The organism is Nostoc sp. DSM 114160, assembly GCF_053470305.1.
The window spans coordinates 371675-393594 of the sequence record NZ_JBPFGO010000002.1 but is presented as its reverse complement, the minus strand read 5'-3'; the positions used below and the strand labels follow the sequence as shown (position 1 = coordinate 393594).

The following is a 21920-nucleotide window of genomic DNA, read 5'->3' as shown; positions in this document are numbered from 1 at the left end:
TTTAACTAAAGCGTATTACCGATCTCCAAATTTTTGAAGAACTTGGGGTTCTAAATCAAGGTTAAATGATATTTCATACTACAGTAATTGGATTTTGATGACAAGCAATAATTGTATTGTTAAACAACACATTATCATACTAACCTTGCTAAAGCTGCCAAGTTTAAGCTATTTAAAATAGTAGACTTAATTGGACGTTTTTCATCCCAAAATATTAGAGATAAATAAAAATCTTTTGCTAATGAAGAAGTTAAAAGCTTATATGATTCGTATGCACTTTTCTCATCAACAAAGCTGAAAAAGTAAACAGTATCATCAAAAATAGGAGGCTTTTCATTTATTTGACCAATTAATCTAAAACTTAATTTTTTATAAAGTCCACAGATTGCTATTTTCCAAGGTGCAAAAGTATATGAGCCAACACCAAAAATAGAGAATCTAGGGCTATTTTGATAAATTTTACTTTTCCTATTATTTAAAAAACTTTCATGCTTTTCTAAATATGCCCATGTTTTAGGTGCTAAATCTTTTATAAATTCAGTAGACTCGCCAACAAAACTTTGAGTAACTAAAATATATCGATCGGTCGCTTTTGTTTTATTTTGGGCAACAGAAGAACCTTTAACTAAAGGGAAAATATAAGTTTCTTCGAGTTCATAAGATTCTCCTAGCCCGTTTATAAAATAGTCATTATTTTTGCGAAATTCCATGACTTTAGCGCAATCATGCTTAATACCAGAACGCCATTTTGTTTTTGATTGCTTATTGTATAAGCTTTCTACTTTTTTAAATGTAATCAAATCCCTAACAAGAATATTATTTAAATAGCCTATACGAGAGCAAACTGAGCTTTCAAGACTATCAAATACATCACAATAATATTTTTGTGAGTTGGAATCAAATTTACAGAAAAATAAGCAAGCTTCAACAGCAGCATCAAAATATTTCTTAGAATCTATCTTATAAACTGCACAGTAAGCAAGATTTAGCTTTTCCGAATAGATATAATTTAAAATTTTTCTAGAAACCGAAGTTTTACAAAGCACCGCTAGATAACTGTTATGCTTCTGTAAGTATTGTACAAACTGTATGAGCATCCATTCTGATATATCAAAATTACTTTTTCCCGTAATTGCATCTAAACCAGTATGATTTTGAAAATTGCTCTTTTTAGGCAAATTTACGCCCCCAATACTACCCTGTTGTGAGTTTGTTACCCAAGGTAAATTACCAAGCACTAATATTTCTTCATTTGATTCACTTATTAGTGATAACCAATCTACTTGAAAAAAATCCTCACATTTAATTTCAATCCTTTGGTCATGTAAAAACTTTTCTTCTTCTATAATCTGTCTAAAGTAATCAAGGTTTAATTCAATTCCTAAAATTTTTTTTGCTGAGTCAAAACAAGATGAAGCAGCTTCAACAAAATTTCCTATTCCACAAGTAGGCTCAATTATAATATGTGGCTTAACACCAAGCTCTACTAACTTTTTACATACCCGATAGGCTAATTCTATCGGCGTTTGAAAATCGCCGTATTCTACTTTAAGTTTTTGAACAGTACGCATCAGGGATTAGCTCTATAAACGGTAATTATACCTTTTTCTTGACCAGCACGTTCTATCACTCTCCCATACTGAAGTCGCCATTTAAAGCATTGGAAATCGTTAAAAATCCCTGTAAAGGTGGATTTCTCAATATTTCATCCGCGATGTTACTTGCTTCAAGTTCGTCAACAGGCAAATTGCGGTCGAGCATAAAAGCAATTAGGTCATCTTTATTACCTTCGTTCTCTAAAATACTAGAAATTCCACGTGTCATCTGGAAATCTGCGGTTTTTTCAGCACTTACGTAAATCGTATGCAAAATATTCAGAGTAGCCGTGCGGTTTATACTATTATCTGCCTTATCGTAGACAAAGATAAGCAACGAATAGCCAAGCCCAAAAATTTTTTGGCGTGCAGATTTGAATGGGCATGATGATTGTGGTTGTCTAACACTTGTTACCTTCATATCTATAAGCAACCCCGGAAAATCAATACCACTCGCAGAGTTACCTTGTATGAAATCGTACTTAGCTTTTAAGTAAAGTCGAAATTTCTGTTCCAGGTAAGTTCCGACAGCTTTTCCATCAGTAACACCATACAGCAGAGGTTCTGGATGCTGAGACTCGGCTAATGAAAATATTTCAGCTTCTAAACAGAGGATTTCTGCTGTCAAAATCGGCATAGGTAAAGGAAAACACAGGGTTAAACACCATATTTTATATTATTGACAAACTTCTCACTCTTGTGGAATGAATCAGCCCTGCCGCAAGCAAAGAGCAGGGCTGTTTCATCCGAAATTTCAGGGATTTTGTCAAGAGTATGAGTCAGAAATTTGCTTGAGTGGGAAAAACAAAAACTACCACCTCAACCAGTAAATTTAAGTGCAATCGTCATTTTTCTGCCCAATCAGATTTTTAAGTCACCTGATTTTTTTGCTTGGAACGCTTGTAAATCAGTGCCTTTTAGGGAATGAATCAGCCCTGCTTGCGGGGAGGGGATTAAGGGGTGGGGTGCAATGACGTGGGAATCATAACTAATTATGCGGACATGATATCACCTCTAACTTCTAAGTTGCACCGGCATAGCTAAATAGGTCATTTTCAAACCACCCAATGGTGTAAAAATCACTGGAGTTAGGCTTTGATTTAAATGCATTTGAATTTCTGAAGATGGTAACTCTTTCAAGCCTTCCATTAAATATTTAATGTTAAAGGCAATCTCAATATTTTCCCCAGAAATTTGTGCAGGCATCGACTCTCTACCACTGCCTACATCTTGAGCTTCACAAGATAAGGTAATTTCTTGAGCTTCGTTATCAATACTGAGTTTAACAATATTATTTTTCTGATCGGCTAACACAGCAATCCGCTCCAAAGTGCTGACAAATTGTCGCCGTTCGATAGTTACTTGTCGCTCAAATTGGCGGGGAATTAATTGTCGATAAGCAGGATATTGCCCTTCTAATGTGCGACTAGTCAAGCGTTGATTTTGCCATGCAAACACAACTTGACCTCGATCGAAATACAAAGCTACAGGTTCATCTGATGAGGCGCTATGAGCTAACATTCGTTGAAGTTCGCGTAATGCTCTAGCTGGTACTGTCACTTCTACTTGACTAGTTCCGCCTAGAGGACGCTCGTTGCTAGTTTCTACGACTGCGAGGCGATGTCCGTCTGTAGCTGCAAATTCTAGGATGTCTTGTTTAACTGTTAAATGCACTCCCGTGAGTACTTGCTTGGTTTCATCACCACTGGTAGCAAACAATGAACCGCGTAATCCTTCAATTAATGCAGTGATCGTGAGATGAATTACTTCTGTATTTTCAATTATAGGTAGTTCGGGAAATTCTTCCGGCCCCATTGCTCGGACTTGGTAATGTCCGCTTTTGGGTGTGAGTGTGACAATTAAACCTTCTCCACCAGATGTTGCACCTGTCAAGGCTGATTCATCGTCTAAAGTGATTTCGCCTTCTGGAAGACGAGAGGTGATGTCTACAAGTAACTTAGCAGGAAGTGCGATCGCCCCACTTTCCCATACCTCTGCGTTAAAGCTGGTGCGGATTCCCAAGCTAAGATCGAAGGCTGTTAAGCTTACTTGGTTAGTTTCAGCATCCGCTTGTAACAGCACATTGGCAAGTACTGGATGAGTTGGTCGTGAGGGGACTGCACGACTAACGAGTGAGAGGTTTGTACTGAGATCGCTTTGGGAGCAAACTAATTTCATAAGTCAGATACAGCTTGTGAAAGATATCGTAACATCCTTATGTTTATAGGCGATCGCTATTTGTTTGATTAGCATGTAAGTATAATCCGCCATCAGTATTGCTTCTTAACTGCAAACTGTAACAATTTAAACATCTGCAACACATATTCTTCCATGTATAAGAAACCCTTAAGTATTTCCATGAAAGTGCGATCGTCAGCTAGCTAAAATCTATTTGATGAGTGAATAAGTTTGTAGTAAGGACTTTAGTCCTTGATTTGAGCGCTAAAGCGCTGACTACAAACTCAGCAAACTTAACAGATTACTAGAAAACTCCACAATTTCTATTGCAATTATAGTTAGGCAAGTTTACCTTGTGGAAAACTTGTGGAAAAGTACTTGAGTTTTTCCACAAGGTAATTATACTCAATTAAATTTTCACTGTAAAATATCAAGTTTTCCCCAGTTTTTTGCACAATATAAGTTAAATTTAATCAATTTTTAGACGTTACTTAATATTCTTGACCCGTCAAAGCTCATAATTCAGACTCCTGCTTGTGGAAAACTTAAAATAAATCTTCAGGATGGTTTTTGAGAACGGCTAGTCATATTGATGCGATCGCTCAATTCACGTAGAGTTTGTACTAAGGTGCGATCGCTCTGCTGAAGTTGAGTAATTTTATCGCAACTATAGATTACCGTTGTATGGTCTTTACCACCAAACTCCTCGCCTATTCTCGGCAAACTCAAGGTCGTGTGTTGGCGCATGAGATACATTCCTAATTGACGCGCCCAGCTTATCTCTCTTCGTCGCGAGTTACCTTTGAGGTCATCTATTGAAACATCAAAATTATCCGCCACCACCTTTAAAATTGCTTCTGGGGTAGCTGCCATTTTTTCATTAGGCGGTTCTAAAACTGGCGTGATATTGTCCACCGTCATCGGTAAACCCCAAATAGAAATATAAGCTACCGCCCGAATTAAAGCTCCTTCTAATTCTCGAATATTAGAAGTATAGTTAGAAGCAATGTACTCTATCACATCGCGGGGAAGACTAATATTTTCATCCTCAGCTTTTTTCTGTAAAATTGCCATTCTCGTTTCTAAATCGGGCTTTTGGATATCTGCAATTAAACCCATAGAAAACCGAGAACAAAGACGTTCTTGCAAGCTGGGAATTTGGTTGGGCGGACGGTCGGAAGCAATGACAACTTGTTTACCAGCTTCATGTAAAGTATTAAAAGTATAGAAAAATTCCTCTTGGGTATATTCCTTTCCTTCCAGAAACTGAATATCATCAACTAATAAAACATCAGCCGCTCGGTAATGCTCTCGGAAACTTTGCATACTATCCTTACGGATAGCTGTAATTAAATCATTAGTAAATTGCTCAGTAGAAACATAAAATATTTTACAATTAGGAAAAATTGCATAGCGATAATGACCAATAGCTTGCATTAGATGAGTTTTACCCAAGCCGACACCACCGCATAAAAATAAAGGATTAAATTCTTTACCTGGAGATTCTGCAACTGCCAAAGAAGCAGCATGAGCCATACGATTGTTAGCACCAACTACAAACCGCGAAAAGACATATTTAGAGTTTAAGTCAGTAGTTTGATGATTATGATTAGGAACAGCTTCAGAAATACTGCTGGAATTTGGTGATTCCCAAGCAACCTCTCGTTCACTAAAATGAGAAACTTGATCGCCTTGATCAACGGTAATGTAAATTCCCACGGGATGACCGAGAATATCTTGGACTACATGAGCAATAGTATTGATGTAATACTTCTGTAACCAATTACGAGCAAATGGGTTAGGAGTGCGGATAATCAAACAATTATTTTCTAATCGCTCTGCACTAGCAGTTTTGATCCAAGTTTCAAAGGTAGGTCGGGATAGTTCAAGCTTTAGGCGCTCTAGTACCTGAATCCACAGACTTTCTATGGGAATTTCCATTATCCACCACCTTTGCTGCTAATCGTCACAATAGAAGAGAAAGCACTAATTTAGCATTGAGACACGCTAGACCTAAAATAAGCTTTTAAGTTGTAACCATTTTGGGATCTACCCAGTAGGCAAGATCCTAACACCCACTGACCAAACCGAGTGCTGAGTGCTAAGTGGTGAGTAAAATAAAATTTCTCAGAGCTTTTGTACCCAGTATATGCATCGTCCCTAATGAGCGGTTTTAACTCAGCACTTTGCACTTTTAACTCAGCACTCTCATTGACACGGAGAAGCAACGACACATGAAGATAACAAACCATCACTCAGCACCCAAAAAGATTGAAACCAGGGGTTTACCCCAGAGGTTGTGGATGCTCTCATATGGGGTAGCAGTGGTGTTTTTGGGGAGCTGCTCTCTTTTACCTGCTAAGACCATTGATAATCAGCAAAGCGATACTCAAGCCCAAAACACACCAGTACCGAATCCGGTAATTGTCCCCCCACAGATTTTCTCTTCGTCTGGAGATCCTAATTTTGTTGTGAAAGTAGTGCAACAGGTGGGGCCTGCGGTAGTTCGGATTGATTCTTCCCGAACAATCACTTCTCGCGTACCAGACGAATTTAACAACGATCCATTTTTCCGGCGGTTTTTTGGAGAAGGAGCGCCACAGCCTAGACAACGGGTAGAACGCGGTAGTGGCTCTGGATTTATTATTAATTCTTCCGGTCAAATTGTTACCAATGCCCATGTGGTAGATGGTGCTGATAGAGTGACTGTTATACTCAAAGATGGCCGGACTTTTGATGGGAAAGTTTTGGGTGAAGACCCAGTAACGGATGTGGCAACGATCAAAATTAATGCTAACAATCTGCCAACTCTAGCTGTGGGTAACTCCGATGCCTTACAACCAGGAGAAGCTGTAATTGCCATTGGTAATCCCTTAGGCTTGAATAATACCGTCACATCTGGGATTATTAGTGCTACAGGGCGTTCTAGTAGCGATATCGGTGCAAGTGACAAGCGGGTTGATTACATCCAAACGGATGCTGCAATTAACCCTGGTAATTCCGGTGGCCCATTGCTCAATGCTCGTGGTCAAGTGATTGCAATGAATACAGCGATTATTCGAGGCGCTCAAGGCTTGGGATTTGCTATACCCATTAACACCGTGCAAAGGATTGCCCAAGAATTAATCGCTAAAGGCAGGGTGGATCATCCTTATTTGGGTGTGCAGATGGTGACATTGACACCAGAAAATAAAGAAAGAATCAAAAATGTTGCAGGCGATCGCTTAAATCTTACAGCAGATGAAGGCGTTTTGCTGGTTGAGATTGTGCCGCGATCGCCTGCATCTGTAGCTGGTCTACGAGTCGGTGATGTGATTAAAAGCATTAACAGCCAGCCTGTTACTAAAATTGAAGAAGTACAAAAGCTAGTAGAAAAGAGCAAAATCGGTACTAAATTACCCATAGAAGTGGAACGCAATGGGCAAATTGTCCAAGTAGCAGTTCAACCTGCTCCTTTGCCAGTCAGACGTGAAGGATGATGTTTGTCATTTGTCATTTGTCATTTGTCATTTGTCATTGGTCATTTGTCATTTGTCATTTGTCATTGGTTATTTGAAAAATAACTGACATACTTCACTCTCTCCATGCCCCATGCCCCATGCCCCATGCCCCATTACCTAAAGGAGTTTTATCGTGACTGAATTAGCGCCAATAATTCAATTAGGCAATCCAACATTGCGCCAAAAAGCTGCTTGGGTTGAAAATATTCAAGATGAGCAGATTCAAAAATTAATTGAAGATTTAATCGCCACTGTTGCCAAGGCTAACGGCGTGGGAATTGCTGCGCCTCAAGTAGCACAATCCTATCGTTTATTTATTGTGGCTTCCCGTCCCAATGCCAGGTATCCCAACGCGCCGGAAATGGAACCTACTGCCATGATTAATCCCAAAATCATTACTCATTCAACTGAAGTTGTCAAAGATTGGGAAGGTTGTTTAAGTGTTCCAGGAATTCGGGGGTTAGTTCCTCGCTATAAATCTATTGAAGTAGAATACACTGACTCTGAAGGCAATTTACAAAAACAAGAATTAACCGATTTTATCGCTCGGATTTTTCAACACGAGTACGATCATCTCGACGGTATTGTATTTGTAGATCGCCTAGAGAACACTCTTGATATGATTACTGAGCAGGAATACCAACAACGAGTAGTTAACAAATAAATGGGAGTGGGGAGTGGTGGTGAAAAAGCAAACGATTAACCTAACCCCCTAACCCCCTTCCCGACCTTTACGGAAAATTATGTACAAATGTTAAATAGCTAAGGGCAACACCAAGTTAAACGCGAAGTAGCAAGAGTCCATTTTTTAAAGTTTGATTCCACAGAGATGATTTTTGAGCTTCTGGCAAAGAAAGAGGCTGATTTACTGATAACGGTGGTTCTTGTTGCAGAGATAGTTGCCACCAGCCAACATCGTGCCACTTACTAAATTTATATCCAACTCTGTAAAAAACACCTAGAGGCAAAAAACCGACAGCCTCATGCATAGCTACACTTGCTGGGTTGGGTAAAGCGATCGCAGCAAAAACGTTATAAAATCCTTGGAGTTGCAGCAAGCCAAAAAGAGAAGTGTATAAAGCTTTAGCAACTCCTTTTCTGCGATATTCAACATTTACATACACGGATGATTCTACAGACCATTGGTAAGCAGCACGAGTCCGATAGGGAGTAGCATAGGCATAACCTAGAATCTCACCGTTAATTTCACACACTAGCCAAGGCATCTGCTGTTGATAGTTATTGATGCGTTTTTCAAATTCTGTTTTGCTGGGAGGCTCTATCTCAAAGGAAATTGAAGTTTCCCACACAACAGGCGCATAAATTGCCAGCATTTTTAAAGCATCACTTTCGTTAGCTAGTCTAATTGCAGCTTTCACAACAGATCCTTTTTGGATTTTAATAATTGGCTAGAAACTAGGTTTGAAAAGGCTTTTGGCTTAAGTTTACATCAATGTCACGCATGAGGGTGCAATGACTCTGGGAATTGTCTTAAGCGTGTGCTTCACAAACTTGCTCGCCCCGCCACAATTGATACAACCGTGTAGCTGGCATAGTCATATATAAAACATCGCCATCACTGAGGTTTGTTTCTAATAAATCCCAGCCGTGAAGAGTTTGGTGATTTGTTTCTACGTACAAAGGTACACAGTCAGCAGACATTGCTACATCTTTCACCCACTGACCGCAAAAGACGTGTGAAGCTGTAATTACAGTGGCAAAAGCTACCCAAAGACTATCGGCTGTGATGCCATTGCCCAGGATACGTCCCCCTAGTGCAGCGGCGGCAAAAGCTGGTGCTGCTAATTCAGCCGGACTCAGCACTGCATCGAAGCCAAATAGCTGTTGGGCTATGCCAGCAAAATCAGGATCGCCATAATGAACAATCACCGGAATACTGGGTGCCAAACCTTTGGCTTTAAGGGCAATTTCCAAATTGGTAGCATCATTGCTAGTAACAGTAATCACTGCGGCGGCAGAGTTTATATTGCTAGCTTTGAGTATTGTGCGGAAGCTGGCATCACCCTGAATCACAGGGATACCGAGTTCGCGGGCGGTGTTGATATATTTACTGTTGGAGTCGGGTTCAACAACGACAACTTCATGTCCGCTGGCGTGGAGTTGCTGAACAATTCTCACCCCAATACCACTCAAGCCACAGACAATGTAGTGCGATCGCTGGGGAATTCGGGCTGCATCCCAAAATTGCTTAAAGCGGCTTCCTAAGACAAAATCGGTGAGCATGGCATACCAAATACCAATCACCACTGCTCCAACCAGCATCATAATAACAGTAAATAACTTAATACTGTTAGGAGCATTTTCTACTACTTTGTCATTGCCACCCGCTCCCGTAATCATGCCGACAGAAAAATATAGAGCATCCACAGGAGACAAACTCAACTCAGCCGACATATAGGTAAATGTAGCGATCGCAATAACCGTCAATAGTGCAATAGCTCCCACCACTACCGAACGCCCGTGTTCCTGAAACTGCCTAAGATTAGTCATAACTTTCAGCAGTTTTCTAATCAACGATCTCCGGGGAGAACGGATGCGGGGTTGTGTACCAATAATTATGCGATCGCCTACTTGAATCTCTTGGCCAGCTATGACAGCTGATACTAAATCCATCTCACCTTTGACTGGTAAGTAATAAATTAGCATCCGCGATCGGTCTGACCACAATTCACTCAGCTTTCGACCTTTCCAGAAGTGGTTTTGATCGATGTATTCTTCGTGAATTGGCCAAGTTTGCTGAAATAATTTAATTTGTCCGATCGCTCGGTTTCCCAGCGCTGCAAAGGTGAATACGGGTGCTGCTAATCCGACAACACTCATACTCAAATGGTCTGGCAAACTTTGATCTAGGCGCTCACCCAAATTTGTATTATAAAAACGGTTAATAATCCGAATCTGGGGATTTAGCACCCGCGCTTGCATCATAATAGACAAATTCAGAGCATCTTTAGATCCAGCGATGACTAAAGTGTGTGCCTGTTGAATTCCTGCTGCTGTCAGGGTAGAAGCTGCTTGTAAATCTCCAACAATCACATCTCCTGCGGTTTCGCCAGGGATAGATTGATGATGAATGCCAACAACGAAGGCTCCCTGATGTCTCAGCAGACGAAAGGTTTTATATCCGGTACGTCCTAAGCCACAAACAATAATTCTGGGTTTCATGAAACGGCAGCATCTTTTACAGGTAGGGCTGCATTTCTAGTTAGTTATCAATATTGATTGTTGCCCATTTTTCTGGAATATTACTGTAGCTGACAACACGATTGTTTTAATTGGAGGCAGGGGGCAGGGGGCAGGGGGCAGGGGGCAGGGGGCAGGGGGCAGGGGGCAGAGGGCAGGGGGCAGAGGGCAGGGGGCAGGGGGCAGGAGGCAGGAGGCAGGGGGCAGGGGGCAGGTTTTTTTGATTAGACAAATTTTTGGGATTTTAAAACCAAAACCATTGTCTGAGAACTTAAAACTACGTTCAATAATTGAGAACATTCTCAACTATTTATCGAAAGCCTAAAAGCCTGTCCTTGAAAGGCAGGGGGCAGGGGGCTGAGAAGCAGAGGGGAAAAACTTACTGCAACTTCTCCCCTGCTCCCCCTGCCTTCCTCGATAAAATAATCTAGAAAAATATGGCAATTTTTGTAGGTTGTGATACGCTATCTGCTTGAGAAGTGTGGAGGAGCCGAAAATGACTAAGCTGCGGGTGGGGTTACTGTTTGGCGGTCGTTCGGGAGAACATGAAGTTTCGATCAAATCAGCACGGGCGATCGCTAACGCCTTGAGTGCTGGGGAAAATGCTAGTAAGTACGAAATATTGCCTTTTTACATCCAAAAAGATGGCCGCTGGCTAGCAGGAGAACCACCCGAAAAGGTTTTAGCAACCGGCAGTCCGTTACTGGAATCGGCATCAACTTCTGAGGGAAATCTGACATCCAACCCTCAAGCCCAAACTCTGAGCAATTGGCAATCTCCCTCTCAAGTTGCCCAAGTAGATGTTTGGTTTCCCATTCTCCACGGCCCTAACGGTGAAGATGGAACGATTCAAGGCTTACTCACCTTGATGCAAGTCCCTTTTGTCGGTTCTGGGGTGTTAGGTTCGGCAATGGGAATGGATAAAATTGCCATGAAAATGGCTTTTGAGCAAGCAGGATTAGCACAGGTAAAATACAAGGCGGTAACTAGATCGCAGGTTTGGTCTAATCCGTGCGTATTTCCGAAACTGTGTGATGAAATTGAGGCAACATTAGGTTATCCTGCTTTTGTCAAGCCTGCTAATTTGGGTTCATCAGTGGGTATTGCCAAAGTGCGATCGCGCCCAGAATTAGAAGCTGCTTTAGATAGTGCTGCCAGTTACGATCGCCGACTAGTTGTAGAAGCTGGGGTAGTCGCTAGAGAAGTTGAGTGTGCCGTTTTAGGTAACGAGCAACCCCAAGCCTCTGTCATTGGAGAGATTACTTATGACAGCGATTTTTATGATTATGAAACTAAATATACTGAGGGTCGGGCAGATTTACTGATCCCAGCCCAGCTTCCAGAGGCGATCGCTCGTCAAATTCAGGACATGGCTTTGCAAGCTTTTGCTGCTGTTGACGCTGCTGGGTTAGCAAGGGTAGATTTTTTCTATGTGGAAGCAACACAAGAAGTATTTATTAACGAAATCAATACCTTACCAGGCTTTACTGCAACGAGTATGTATCCTCAACTCTGGGCACAGAGTGGAGTCTCCTTTCCAGAATTAGTCGATCGGTTAATTCAACTTGCTCTTGAAAGGCATTCTCCTAGCTGACAGAACAAAGAAGCAAACTGATTTCCGATTATTACGGTAAAAAGCCACAATAAATACAGAACTTTGGCAAAATTTAGCCAGATTTGGTAGCTTATGTCTTACAAAAAAGCTACTTAAATCTAAATTTTGTTACGGATACCTGATGCTTGACTCCTCCAGTACAATTTATTCACTAGAGGGGTACAAATCTGAAAGTAATCATGGAAAAAAGTCAGAGTGTACAGCGCGAGCGAACCCAATTAAAAAGGGCTACTCCAGAGCTGACAAACAGGAAATCGAGACTAAAAAACAGCTCGAATGTTCTGATATATCTGGTTGCACATCATCCTTGGCTATTGTTAACCGGGTGTTTAGCCATGTTTATGGGAGGTGGTGCCTTTGCTTTATATAGCTTAGGTAATGCTGGCCCCGTGCCACAAGAAGAACCAGAAAAAATCCCAGTTATAGTTGAAGAACCAATCAGTCCGCCTTCTGAGAATAGCAATCCTACACCTTTATGGATGGTTGCTGCGATCGTTCTCAGCTGTGGCGGTGGTTCTTTGCTGATTTTCCGAGTGCTTAACCGCACCAAGCAACCGCAAAAAGTTCAAAAACAGGTTAATCGCCATCAGGTACGCTTGGCACAGAAGCATTACCAAAAATTGGAACCAAATCTTCCCAAGAGTCAGCCAATTTTTGTGCCACAGCCACAACTAATGCCCCTGATGCAGATGCAACCAAAAACAAAGCATCTGGTAACTGTTCTCCCAGCAGAACACAAGCACCACCTGGATACGCGCACAGAACCCTTAGCAGAATTGATGGATCTTCGTAAAAATAGTTCATTGTCTGCTATTTTACGCCAGTATTAATACTACCGTAAAGTAAAACCCCGTTAAATTAACACTTTTTGCCAATTAGCTTGGCTTAGATTCCCGACTTTCTTTAAGAAGTCGGGAATCTTGTTATAGCGTTTTCCATTCAGATGTGGTACGAGGTCATATCGCAAGGTGTAGGCAATACTTTTCGGTTAAGGGGGAAAGGGGAAAGGGAAAGGGTTTGAATTTACCTTTTCCCCTTTGCCCTTTAACCTTTTCCCAGACCAAAAGAGAGATTATTAGGCTTATCCGAAAAGTATTGAAGGTGTAGGGGCACGGTATGCCAAAAATCTCGTTTCTAGCCTCTGGCTAGAAATGCTGCTCTTGGTGGCTCTGCCGCGAGTTCGGGAGGTAGATCCTCTCATTAAGCATTCCCAATCTGAAACTAGGAACGAGATAATGTACGAATAATTAATTTGCTATATAGCGGTTTAACTGCTTTTAAAAAGTTAGATATGAGCAATTAGGATATTTAAAAACTTGCCAAAATGGCAACCAGCTTTTGACGATTCAAGTTAAATTGTATGAAGATAAACGACTTCAAGGGTTTGATTATCAGGGGCTACCACCTAAGAGGATTCCTTTTGTAAAACACTATTTACTAAGTGATTTACAAAAACAAAAAGCTATCTATAACAATTATTTGCAGAGGATTTATCTCAGTAAATAAGTTCAATAATTAGGTTTGGCATTTGCTGCAACAGGAATATTAAATGCGTGCAGGCGTTGTTGAACTACGCATTAGCCCCCAATAGGGGTAACGTCTGTATACATTCCTGTTCGCTTCAGCAGCAAATGATAGAGTGGGAGTTTGAAAGCTGACTGATATGCTTCCTCCCACTCTCTTTTTATCAAAACAAAATTCAGGAGTCAGGATTCAGGAGTCAGAATGAATTTTGTGCAACTGGTATATAGCGCAACAGTAGCACTCCTGCACAAAAGCAAGCTACGCGCATCGTCTATCTGCAACACGCTGCGCGAAGTAGAGAGCGTCTGAATCACCGGATTAATATTACTGAATTCTGGCGTATCTGTTTTCTTCTTTAAAAATTAGTATCTTGTAAAAACTTAAGAATCGTTTTATTCAACACCGCAGAAGCCCCTGTTGAGGCATCATGACAACAGTTAGATAAAATCTGTAATTTGGAATTGGGGATATGTTGATGTAATTTTTGACCATGACTAGCAGGAAACCAACTATCTTGCTCACCCCACAAAACTAGTGTGGGACACTTAATTGCACTCAGGTTATTTTGAATTTTGGTGAGCATATTGGGCTTATTTGCTTGCCAATTCTCAATTTCTCGCGCGGCTATTTGTAACTCTTCGGCAACTTTTGCGATCGTACCAGGCAATTCAGTAAACGGGTAAGTTATCCAATAGATATCTTCCTGCGTTAATATTGAGGGATCGAATAATACCCTACGTCTTTCTATTGCCATAACTTCTTTAAATAGAGGTGCAAACAAATATGCCAGACGTAAGGAGTCAATTGTTTGCATTATTTCTAAGGGCGTTTGGGCAAGCAACCACATAGACCAATGAGGTAGCTGTTCGGCAAAAACAGGTACATTTACTACTATAAGCCGTCCGATTAACTGCGGGTTTTCTTGAGCAAGAGCAAGGGCAACTAATCCCCCTAAAGATTCTGCCACAATGACTGCGGGTTCATCACATAATGCCTGAATAATTCTTTGAAATTCAATAACTTGATGACCGTTGTGTTCTTTACGAGACAATGGTTTTTCGGAAAAACCAAAACCTTTGGCATCAAAACAAATTACTCGGTAATATTTAGATAATGCTGCTACGCTGTGCCGCCAATTGTAGCTCCAACTCCCCATACCATGTAATAAAATGAGCGGTTTACCTCTACCTCTTTCGCCATAAGCAATTTGTACAGGATACCCTTTAGCGTCACTAATAACTAAACTTTGCCGCCCTTTGGGAAAAGTAGCTTGCCACCAATCTTTCATTCTTTTATCAATAAACAATTTAACCGCCTGTAAAGGCGTTCCACAGGATTCTAATTAGGATCACAGGCAATGCTACTAAGACAATGGAGATGAGCAATAATCCAGCCAAAACGGCAAAGATAAACCATCTGTCTGCACTCTTTTGCTCGCTAGGAAACTTTAAGTATTCTTCCAAGAGCTTGATATTATTAGTGTTAGCTCTCCAGGCAACATCAAAAAAGTCTCCTAAAACTGGGACAGCGCCTACCAAGCCATCAATGATTACGTTCAAAACCATTTTACCTAGAGTGGCTCTAGATACGCCTAGCCGTGCTGCTTCTAGAATAATGTAGCTAGAAAACATTATTCCCAAAAAATCACCACCAATCGGTATGAGTCCTAAAATTGGATCTAAACCAAAACCAATCTTTGTGCCAGGAATGGTAATAATATTATCCAGCAGCCGACTTAGCTGACGCAGGCGCTTCAAGGTGGGTGCTTTGGCATCAGGTTCAATCATCGGAAATCGAGGAGGAGAATCAGTCATAGAGGCGATCGCTAACTTTGTATTGAATCGTTAGATATTTTACTCCCCTACTGAGCTTTTGCAATCATTTTCTCAAGGATTTACGAATTAATATTTGACTTGCGATTGTGGCTGGGCTTTTAAGCGCATATCTTCGCCGACAGTCACGTTCAACTGATCGCCGATTAACAGAACAGCAGCGCTCATTGACAGCCAGAGCATTAAAACTATCACTGCTCCTACAGCACCATATACTTTATTATAATTGCCAAAATTCGCCACATACAGCCGAAATAGGGCAGACAATATTGCCCAAAAAACAGCTGCTAAAATTGCTCCAGGCATCATTGGCGTGCCTGAGTTCCACTTGCTTGGGCCATAGCGATAGACAAAGCCAAAAGCGACAGCGACAATACTTAAAGCTAAAGGCCAGCGTAACAGTAGCCAAAGATGCAACAAAAAGATTAAAGAACTATTTTCGCGCACTACTATTCCCAAAAGCCAGTCGCTAGTAAACACTGAGAAAGAAGCCAATACTAAAAGCAACATAGTACCGACTGTTAATCCCAGAGAGACAAGCTTGGCCTTCCAAAAGGGGCGGATATTTTCTGGAGGAATTTGATGGATTTGATCGAGGGCTGTCATTGCGGTACTCACCGCTCCAGAAGCAGTCCAAATTGCTAATACAAAGCTTAGAGAAAATAAACCACTGTTTTTGGAGTTAGTAATTTCTGTGGTAGCAAAATCACGAATTAGCTCCAGAGCTTGTTCGGGTAGGATTTGACTTAGTTGTGCCGCCAGCTGTTTAAAGGTGTTTTGTAAAGATTCTGCCAATAAGCCAATGGCTGTGATGATAGCAAGAATTGCTGGAAACAGCGATAGCATGGCATTAAAGGCGATTTCCGAGGCGAGTCCAAAAAGTCGCCTTTCGATTGTTCTGGAAAAAGTTTTTTTAATCGTGCGCCAATTGAGGTGGCGAAAGAAGCGAAAAAAACGAAGCTTTGGCATAATTTAGAGTTAAAACTGGTTGGGTTTATTAACTACTGTGCTAAATTTTGCGTAGCGATCGCATCTATACTTTCTACCGCAAGAATACTGAGTCAAGAGTTTCTAATTAATGACCATTGAGCAATGACTAATGACTATTAATGTATGAATCAAGATTTAACACAACAGTGGTTGACAGAAATCCAGGTAATCAAAGAGCAGATGGCACAGCTTCAACACGAGCGCGATACAGCTTGGGAAAGTGCCCAAAAATGGCGTCAGCTTTACAACACAGAAGCAGAACAACGCCGTACAGATACTCAACTTTCCCAACAGACGATCGCTTCTCTCAAAGCAGAACTGCATAAACTCCAAGGTCTTGAAATAGACACACTAGCTGCTGGGACACCAGCAACTATCCAACAAGAAATAGAACAGCTAAAATCTGTGGAAGACTTGCAAGCTAAACTGATCGCCGCAATTAAAGAACGCGATCGCCTCTTGCAAGCTTTGAAAACTGAGCAGGACAATCATGCCCAAACCCGCAATAGCCTTACTACTGCATTGGGTGATGCTATTGATAGCCTGACGCGCGAACGAGCAGGAGCAGGGAGCAGGGGAGCAGGGAGATGAGGGAGTGAGGGAGATGGGGGACAAGGGAGACAAGGGAGACAAGGAGATAAATAAAACTCCTAACTCTTAACTCCTAACTCCTAACTCAGCACTCTTAACGCCCAATCCTCTAAAATCCCATTGCCTTGGCTACTGCGCCCAGTTCTGCGGCGATACCTTGTTTAAATTGACTGTGATTGTGTTTAATAGCTGTATCTGGGTCTTTTAAACCATTGCCTGTGAGGACACAAACCACTGTCGCTCCTGTAGGAATTTGGTCTTTCACCTGCAACAACCCAGCGACAGAAGCGGCGCTAGCAGGTTCGCAGAAGATACCTTCTGATGCTGCCAAAAGTCGATAGGCGTCGAGAATTTCGGCATCGCTAACGGCGTGGAAATTTCCCTGACTGGCGGTTTGGGCTGCGATCGCTAACTCCCAACTTGCAGGGTTGCCAATCCGAATTGCTGTCGCTAGGGTTTCGGGATGCGCCACTGGCTGACCGTGGACTAAAGGGGCTGCACCTGCGGCTTGGAATCCCATCATCTTGGGTAAGCGATCGCACTTTCTGGCTTGATGATATTGACAAAATCCCATCCAATATGCTGTGATATTTCCCGCATTGCCCACGGGAATACACAACCAGTCTGGTGCATCACCCAATGCATCGACAATTTCAAAGGCTGCTGTTTTCTGTCCTTCTAGTCTGTAGGGATTAACTGAATTCACCAAAGTGATCGGATAGCTTTCGGCCATGTCGCGGACAATTTCTAAAGCTTGGTCAAAATTACCTTTAATTGCCAATACTTCTGCACCGTACAACAATGCTTGAGCTAATTTGCCCAGTGCTACATAACCGTCGGGAATCAGTACAAAAGCATTCATACCTCCGCGTCTGGCATAAGCGGCGGCGGCGGCTGAGGTGTTGCCCGTGCTGGCACAAATGACTGCTTTTGCCCCTGCTTCCTTGGCCTTGGAAATTGCCATAGTCATCCCTCGGGTCTTTGAAGCTGCCGGTGGGATTAAGACCGTCATATTTTACAAAAACCCGTACTTGTCTGCCAATGCGTTCTGCGATCGCTGGCGCTGGTATTAGAGGCGTGTTACCCTCCAACAGAGTCACAATCGGTGTTTTTTCGCTGACAGGCAAGTATTCGCGATAGGCTTCTATCAGTCCAGGCCAGGGTTGGCGATGAGATGTAGCAACAGACAGGCTCAAAGTCACGGGATTTAAAATTTCTTAATGTAAGGATTGGATATTTAGAAAGTGTGGGAGCGGGAAGCGCAAAATGGGAAACAGGAAGAAAGTAGATTTTTCGTTACCAGCTGGCTGTTCAGAGTTTCCTAATCCCAAAGAATCTTGTTAAGAATATTATTTTTTGTGGTGCAAGCGTTTCACTGACTATTTTATTTAGAACGTTAATTTATCATAAACTGCCACGGCGACTTCGGTTCAACAAATTACCTCAGAGGAGACTGACAAGGTAAAAAATCATCTGTAAATCTATAGGACTCTTATTTGATTTTTGAACAAGACTGAGTACGTGCTTATCCTATTTTTTATTTTGTGTTCCCTGTCTATAGAAATAAATTCTCCGAATTAAACCTGATTTCTATATCAGACTTACGTCATAACTCTCTAAAGCTCTTCTTTATCCGTGGTTTTAGTCGCGTTTACTGAATCATTTTATTCAATTATATCTATGTATTTTCCTACTCTATGTGTTTTAGTGAAGATAGGAAAATACTTAAGAGGCTGTCTCTTTTTGATGTTAGCCTTCCACCTCCCTTTCTACGAGAGACTGCACCAAGTGCCAGTGCTTCGCCCTACATTTTTTCATGATTTAGGATAATTCTTGATATAGTCTACATATAATTTCTTGCGTAAATTCCTCAAAAACAGCGATAATCATTTGTACAACCATAATTGACAGAGTATAAATTAACTATTCTTAAGTACCTTCCCGTGGAAGGATGCTTTACACACTTGAGTCAGTGTTTTTTTGGAACACAGCCATTATAATCACCGTCTTTTATGATTGAACCCAAAATCCATTAGAGTAATTGATTGAAAATATACAATTATTTAATAAAGCTTAAAAGAGCATTATTATAATATTTCTAATGGTGTGAGTTAAATAGTGGATTTAATTAACGATGCCTACTTATTTATCTAGTGTTTCCGATCGCGAGTCCCAGACTGCCTGGGTCAGTAAGTTAACCAAGTCTTATTATCAAGACGATCAGCAAGCTAAATTGATGAATTTACAAGCGGAGGTAGACTCTTTGTTGCAGCAGTTGGAAAACCTGAAGCACCAACGTCTAGCCGAAACCAACCAAAAAGAAGAATAAGTCAGTCTTCTAGATAGCGATGTCTACGACGGGTGGTTCCTAAGCGCAACCGTACCACTTCGTGGAAGCAAGCTAGCAAGAGCGTCTCCGACAGGAGAAGGGCTACGCCTACGCTTTTCCCCTCTTTAATTTAAATTTGAGTAAAGGGGAAATTGGAGTCAGGGGTGCGTTATTCAAAGCGCTGATTTTTCTCTGACCAGCGCCTCAAACTGTAGTTATGAGCATTTTCTACCAGTAAAGCTAAGGATTGCACCCCTGAAATCTTGGCGATCGCAGAGAGTCTTTGTAAGTAATTTCCTGTAAAATCAGTGTAAATAACTTTATTTGCATCAGACAAAATTATAGTGCGATCGCGGCGCTGCTCTGTGTTTTCTCCCTGAATTTCAGGTGTCGGCTGATTCAAGGATGCTATGGCTTCTGGTGAGATAGTCAAGATTATTTCTGGTTGAGCGTTATTTGTTAAATCAATCACTTGAACGGGCCAATCACCCAATTTTTCCTGCATCTGTTCAAAGCTAGGAATAGCACTAACCGGAAATTCACCGGATTTTTGTAAAGATTGCCACAGACTCGATAGCATTACCTTCACCCCTTGGGGATTTTGTTGATGCATTTCTCGTAAAGTAATAGGAGATGGTTGCACCCATTCCAATGCGGCATTTGTCAAAGCTAAAGGTTTGGGTTGGAGAACATCATTTTGATTATCTGGAATTTTTGGCCCAGCAGCTAATAGGCGCAAAACTTTACCCCGTAGTTGCACCGCTTTGATAGCGGCTATAGTAATTTTTTGCTCTCCATTTGGCAACCAAACTACAATCTGGATTTCCGGGTCAGAACTGATTCCCAAAGTTTTCCAGAAAAATTTGGCGGCGTCAGTTTTTGGTGGGTTGAAATTCTCAAAAGGAAAATTTAGCCAGCGTTTCCCGTCATTAAATGCACTTACCTCCACCTGATACCAAACTTGGTTATCCGTAAGTTTCAAATCTGCTGGGGAATTTGGTTGCAGCCATTCGGTGTTGGTAACTTGAGTAATTGGTTGCACCGTACCAACAATCTGACTAGGGTGAGTCGAGGATATTTGCGATGTTCCCTTACCATTGAGTCTTGATAATAGACCTTGAATATAGGCAAGATTCTCTTTTGTAATTTTTGGTTGCGCTTTTAACCAAGAATTAGCGTGTTCTTCTCCTCGCTGAACTGCTAAAATTAACGCGAACCAAGCTTGCACCTTTCGTCTATTTGGGTTCACCTGCAACGCCGCCACTGTGCGATTCCATAACCGTTTTTCATCAGCTTTGAGTAGAGTAGCAATTTCTTGGGCATTATGTGGCGAGGTTTCAAATACCTGTAACGCTTTCTCCCAACGACCATCAATCAAATCTGCTAGCACTTCTTGACTAGGACTTGCCCAAATTTTCTGGGCTTGGGTTTTAGTAAATTGAGAATGCAAGCGAATCAAATCCATTTGTGCTTGCGCCGCTTCTGGTAAAACTCCTTTGCGCTGTTTCTTGATGAATTTCAACCATTCAAAGGCTGGTGTCCACAATCCGCTACGAGCAATTGACAAGGCACTTTGGTATCCAAAATCCTTGAAGGTCGATGATTGGAGGCTAATCGCCTCCAATTGAATTGGTTTGAGGAATAACTTCAAAGGCTTGACTTGGTAAACCTGTAAGTGCGGTTCTAAACCTACTGTTTGATCGATAACTAACTCTTTTGTACCATCACCAGTTACCTGCTGCCATTTCGGCAATTGTCCATTAGGACTAGTCCAAGACAACATTTGTAGTAAATTGGTGCGTTCTGGATTGTAGTATACGACATAACCGTAGCGGATCGTATCAGTTGCTTGTTGGCGTTTACCCCGCAAATCAAACCAAACCCCTGATGATGGTGTCTTACCTTCAAAGCGTTGCACTTCAGTTAAAGGTAGGGGAATACTGATATCCTGGGGTTCTGAAGTTCCATCAAGCAAAGAAGAAATCACAAAGGATTCATCTGGGCCAGTTACAGATAATTGAGTCGCTAAATAGTAGTAATTTTCTGACTGAGATTTAAACTCTAACTCTTCTGAGCGCTCGTAAACCCTGAGTTCCACAAGTTCTTCACAATCAGATTGACAATTAGCACGTTGTTGAAAAACTGGTAGTAAAAATGAAGTTTTCACATCCTGATTTAAAGGCAGGGTTTTCCCAAATATTTGGTTTTTTTTACTCAAATCGAGTTTAATTTGTTTGAGAGTTTGGGGGCGTTCGTGCTTACCAAGGGGGATTTGTGCCCATGCAGGTAAAATTTTATTTAGCCAGCTTACCTCGTCTGGATTGAAAATGAAGAGAACACTAATCCAGGCAAAAGCCATAATTAGACTAGCACTACTTAAGATAATTGCGTAGCTTGCCGCCGTAGGCATCGCTAATATTGATGACAACCAACTTCCTCGTTTTAGCTTTTTCTGGGGTTTTTTAGCGACGCGTTTCATCGCACCAGCATGAGGTTGATTTGGTTTAGAGGCTTTTGGCTTCAGCTTGCGTGAACGATTTGCCATAGATTCGGGATTAGAGAATT

15 protein-coding genes and 2 pseudogenes are annotated in these 21920 nt (G+C 41.5%); 6 read left to right on the top strand and 11 right to left on the bottom strand.

The features are described 5' to 3' along the window. Positions 1–134: 134 nt before the first annotated feature. The 4 genes and pseudogenes from NSTCB13_RS18695 to dnaA form a co-directional block, all read right to left on the bottom strand. Complete coding sequence (locus NSTCB13_RS18695; RefSeq protein ID WP_448270243.1) at positions 135–1574, bottom strand: SAM-dependent methyltransferase; 1440 nt, start codon at positions 1572–1574, stop codon at positions 135–137. Further along, positions 1571–2232, bottom strand: a pseudogene (locus tag NSTCB13_RS18690) (restriction endonuclease). The gene NSTCB13_RS18695 and the pseudogene NSTCB13_RS18690 overlap by 4 nt, the downstream one beginning before the upstream one ends. 377 nt (positions 2233–2609) lie before the next feature. Next, positions 2610–3773, bottom strand: a complete 1164-nt coding sequence (gene dnaN / locus NSTCB13_RS18685; protein ID WP_448273441.1) for a DNA polymerase III subunit beta — start codon at positions 3771–3773, stop codon at positions 2610–2612. A 558-nt stretch (positions 3774–4331) separates the two neighbouring features. Beyond that, positions 4332–5714: a chromosomal replication initiator protein DnaA gene (gene dnaA / locus NSTCB13_RS18680; protein ID WP_445631302.1), complete on the bottom strand. Its 1383-nt coding sequence runs from the start codon at positions 5712–5714 to the stop codon at positions 4332–4334. Positions 5715–6007: 293 nt separating this feature from the next. Here dnaA and NSTCB13_RS18675 point away from each other — a divergent pair, with 293 nt between their 5' ends. Both NSTCB13_RS18675 and def read left to right on the top strand, forming a co-directional pair. Beyond that, positions 6008–7252: an HhoA/HhoB/HtrA family serine endopeptidase gene (locus tag NSTCB13_RS18675; RefSeq protein ID WP_448273439.1), complete on the top strand. Its 1245-nt coding sequence runs from the start codon at positions 6008–6010 to the stop codon at positions 7250–7252. A gap of 154 nt (positions 7253–7406) precedes the next feature. Beyond that, positions 7407–7937, top strand: coding sequence for a peptide deformylase (gene def / locus NSTCB13_RS18670; protein WP_448273437.1), 531 nt, complete (start codon positions 7407–7409; stop codon positions 7935–7937). 115 nt (positions 7938–8052) lie between these two features. On the opposite strand, the gene NSTCB13_RS18665 is transcribed toward def, so the two are convergent. Further along, positions 8053–8652 (bottom strand): arsinothricin resistance N-acetyltransferase ArsN1 family B, encoded by a 600-nt coding sequence (locus NSTCB13_RS18665; RefSeq protein ID WP_445631304.1) that lies wholly within the window; start codon positions 8650–8652, stop codon positions 8053–8055. Between the two features lie 112 nt (positions 8653–8764). Then, a complete protein-coding gene (locus NSTCB13_RS18660) occupies positions 8765–10456 on the bottom strand; it encodes an NAD-binding protein (RefSeq protein WP_445631305.1) in 1692 nt (563 codons plus the stop codon). A 514-nt stretch (positions 10457–10970) separates the two neighbouring features. On the opposite strand from NSTCB13_RS18660, the gene NSTCB13_RS18655 reads away from it, so the two are divergent. Together NSTCB13_RS18655 and NSTCB13_RS18650 are read left to right on the top strand one after the other, a co-directional pair. Next, the gene (locus NSTCB13_RS18655; protein ID WP_445631306.1) at positions 10971–12068 is read left to right on the top strand and encodes a D-alanine--D-alanine ligase family protein; all 1098 of its coding nucleotides are present in this window, start codon (positions 10971–10973) and stop codon (positions 12066–12068) included. Between the two features lie 356 nt (positions 12069–12424). Continuing rightward, positions 12425–12919 carry a hypothetical protein gene (locus tag NSTCB13_RS18650; RefSeq protein ID WP_448273436.1) on the top strand — a complete coding sequence of 165 codons (495 nt, stop codon included), beginning with the start codon at positions 12425–12427 and terminating at the stop codon, positions 12917–12919. 1049 nt (positions 12920–13968) lie between these two features. Here the strand turns inward: NSTCB13_RS18650 and NSTCB13_RS18645 are convergent. The 3 genes from NSTCB13_RS18645 to NSTCB13_RS18635 form a co-directional block, all read right to left on the bottom strand. After that, positions 13969–14901, bottom strand: a complete 933-nt coding sequence (locus tag NSTCB13_RS18645; protein ID WP_445631308.1) for an alpha/beta fold hydrolase — start codon at positions 14899–14901, stop codon at positions 13969–13971. Positions 14902–14920: 19 nt separating this feature from the next. Continuing rightward, positions 14921–15427, bottom strand: coding sequence for a DUF4112 domain-containing protein (locus NSTCB13_RS18640; protein WP_448273435.1), 507 nt, complete (start codon positions 15425–15427; stop codon positions 14921–14923). Positions 15428–15514: 87 nt separating this feature from the next. Continuing rightward, the gene (locus NSTCB13_RS18635) at positions 15515–16414 is read right to left on the bottom strand and encodes a YihY/virulence factor BrkB family protein (RefSeq protein WP_448273434.1); all 900 of its coding nucleotides are present in this window, start codon (positions 16412–16414) and stop codon (positions 15515–15517) included. 144 nt (positions 16415–16558) lie between these two features. Here NSTCB13_RS18635 and NSTCB13_RS18630 point away from each other — a divergent pair, with 144 nt between their 5' ends. Continuing rightward, the gene (locus NSTCB13_RS18630; RefSeq protein ID WP_445631311.1) at positions 16559–17026 is read left to right on the top strand and encodes a hypothetical protein; all 468 of its coding nucleotides are present in this window, start codon (positions 16559–16561) and stop codon (positions 17024–17026) included. 109 nt (positions 17027–17135) lie between these two features. On the opposite strand, the pseudogene thrC reads toward NSTCB13_RS18630, so the two are convergent. Further along, positions 17136–18228: pseudogene (thrC, locus tag NSTCB13_RS18625) on the bottom strand (threonine synthase). Positions 18229–19160: 932 nt separating this feature from the next. Here thrC and NSTCB13_RS18620 point away from each other — a divergent pair. After that, on the top strand, positions 19161–19355 hold the full coding sequence (locus NSTCB13_RS18620) for a hypothetical protein (RefSeq protein WP_448273433.1): 195 nt from the start codon (positions 19161–19163) through the stop codon (positions 19353–19355). 169 nt (positions 19356–19524) lie between these two features. Here the strand turns inward: NSTCB13_RS18620 and NSTCB13_RS18615 are convergent, their stop codons facing one another. Beyond that, entirely contained in the window at positions 19525–21900 is a 2376-nt protein-coding gene (locus tag NSTCB13_RS18615; RefSeq protein WP_448273432.1) for a hypothetical protein, read from the bottom strand. Positions 21901–21920: the final 20 nt, after the last annotated feature.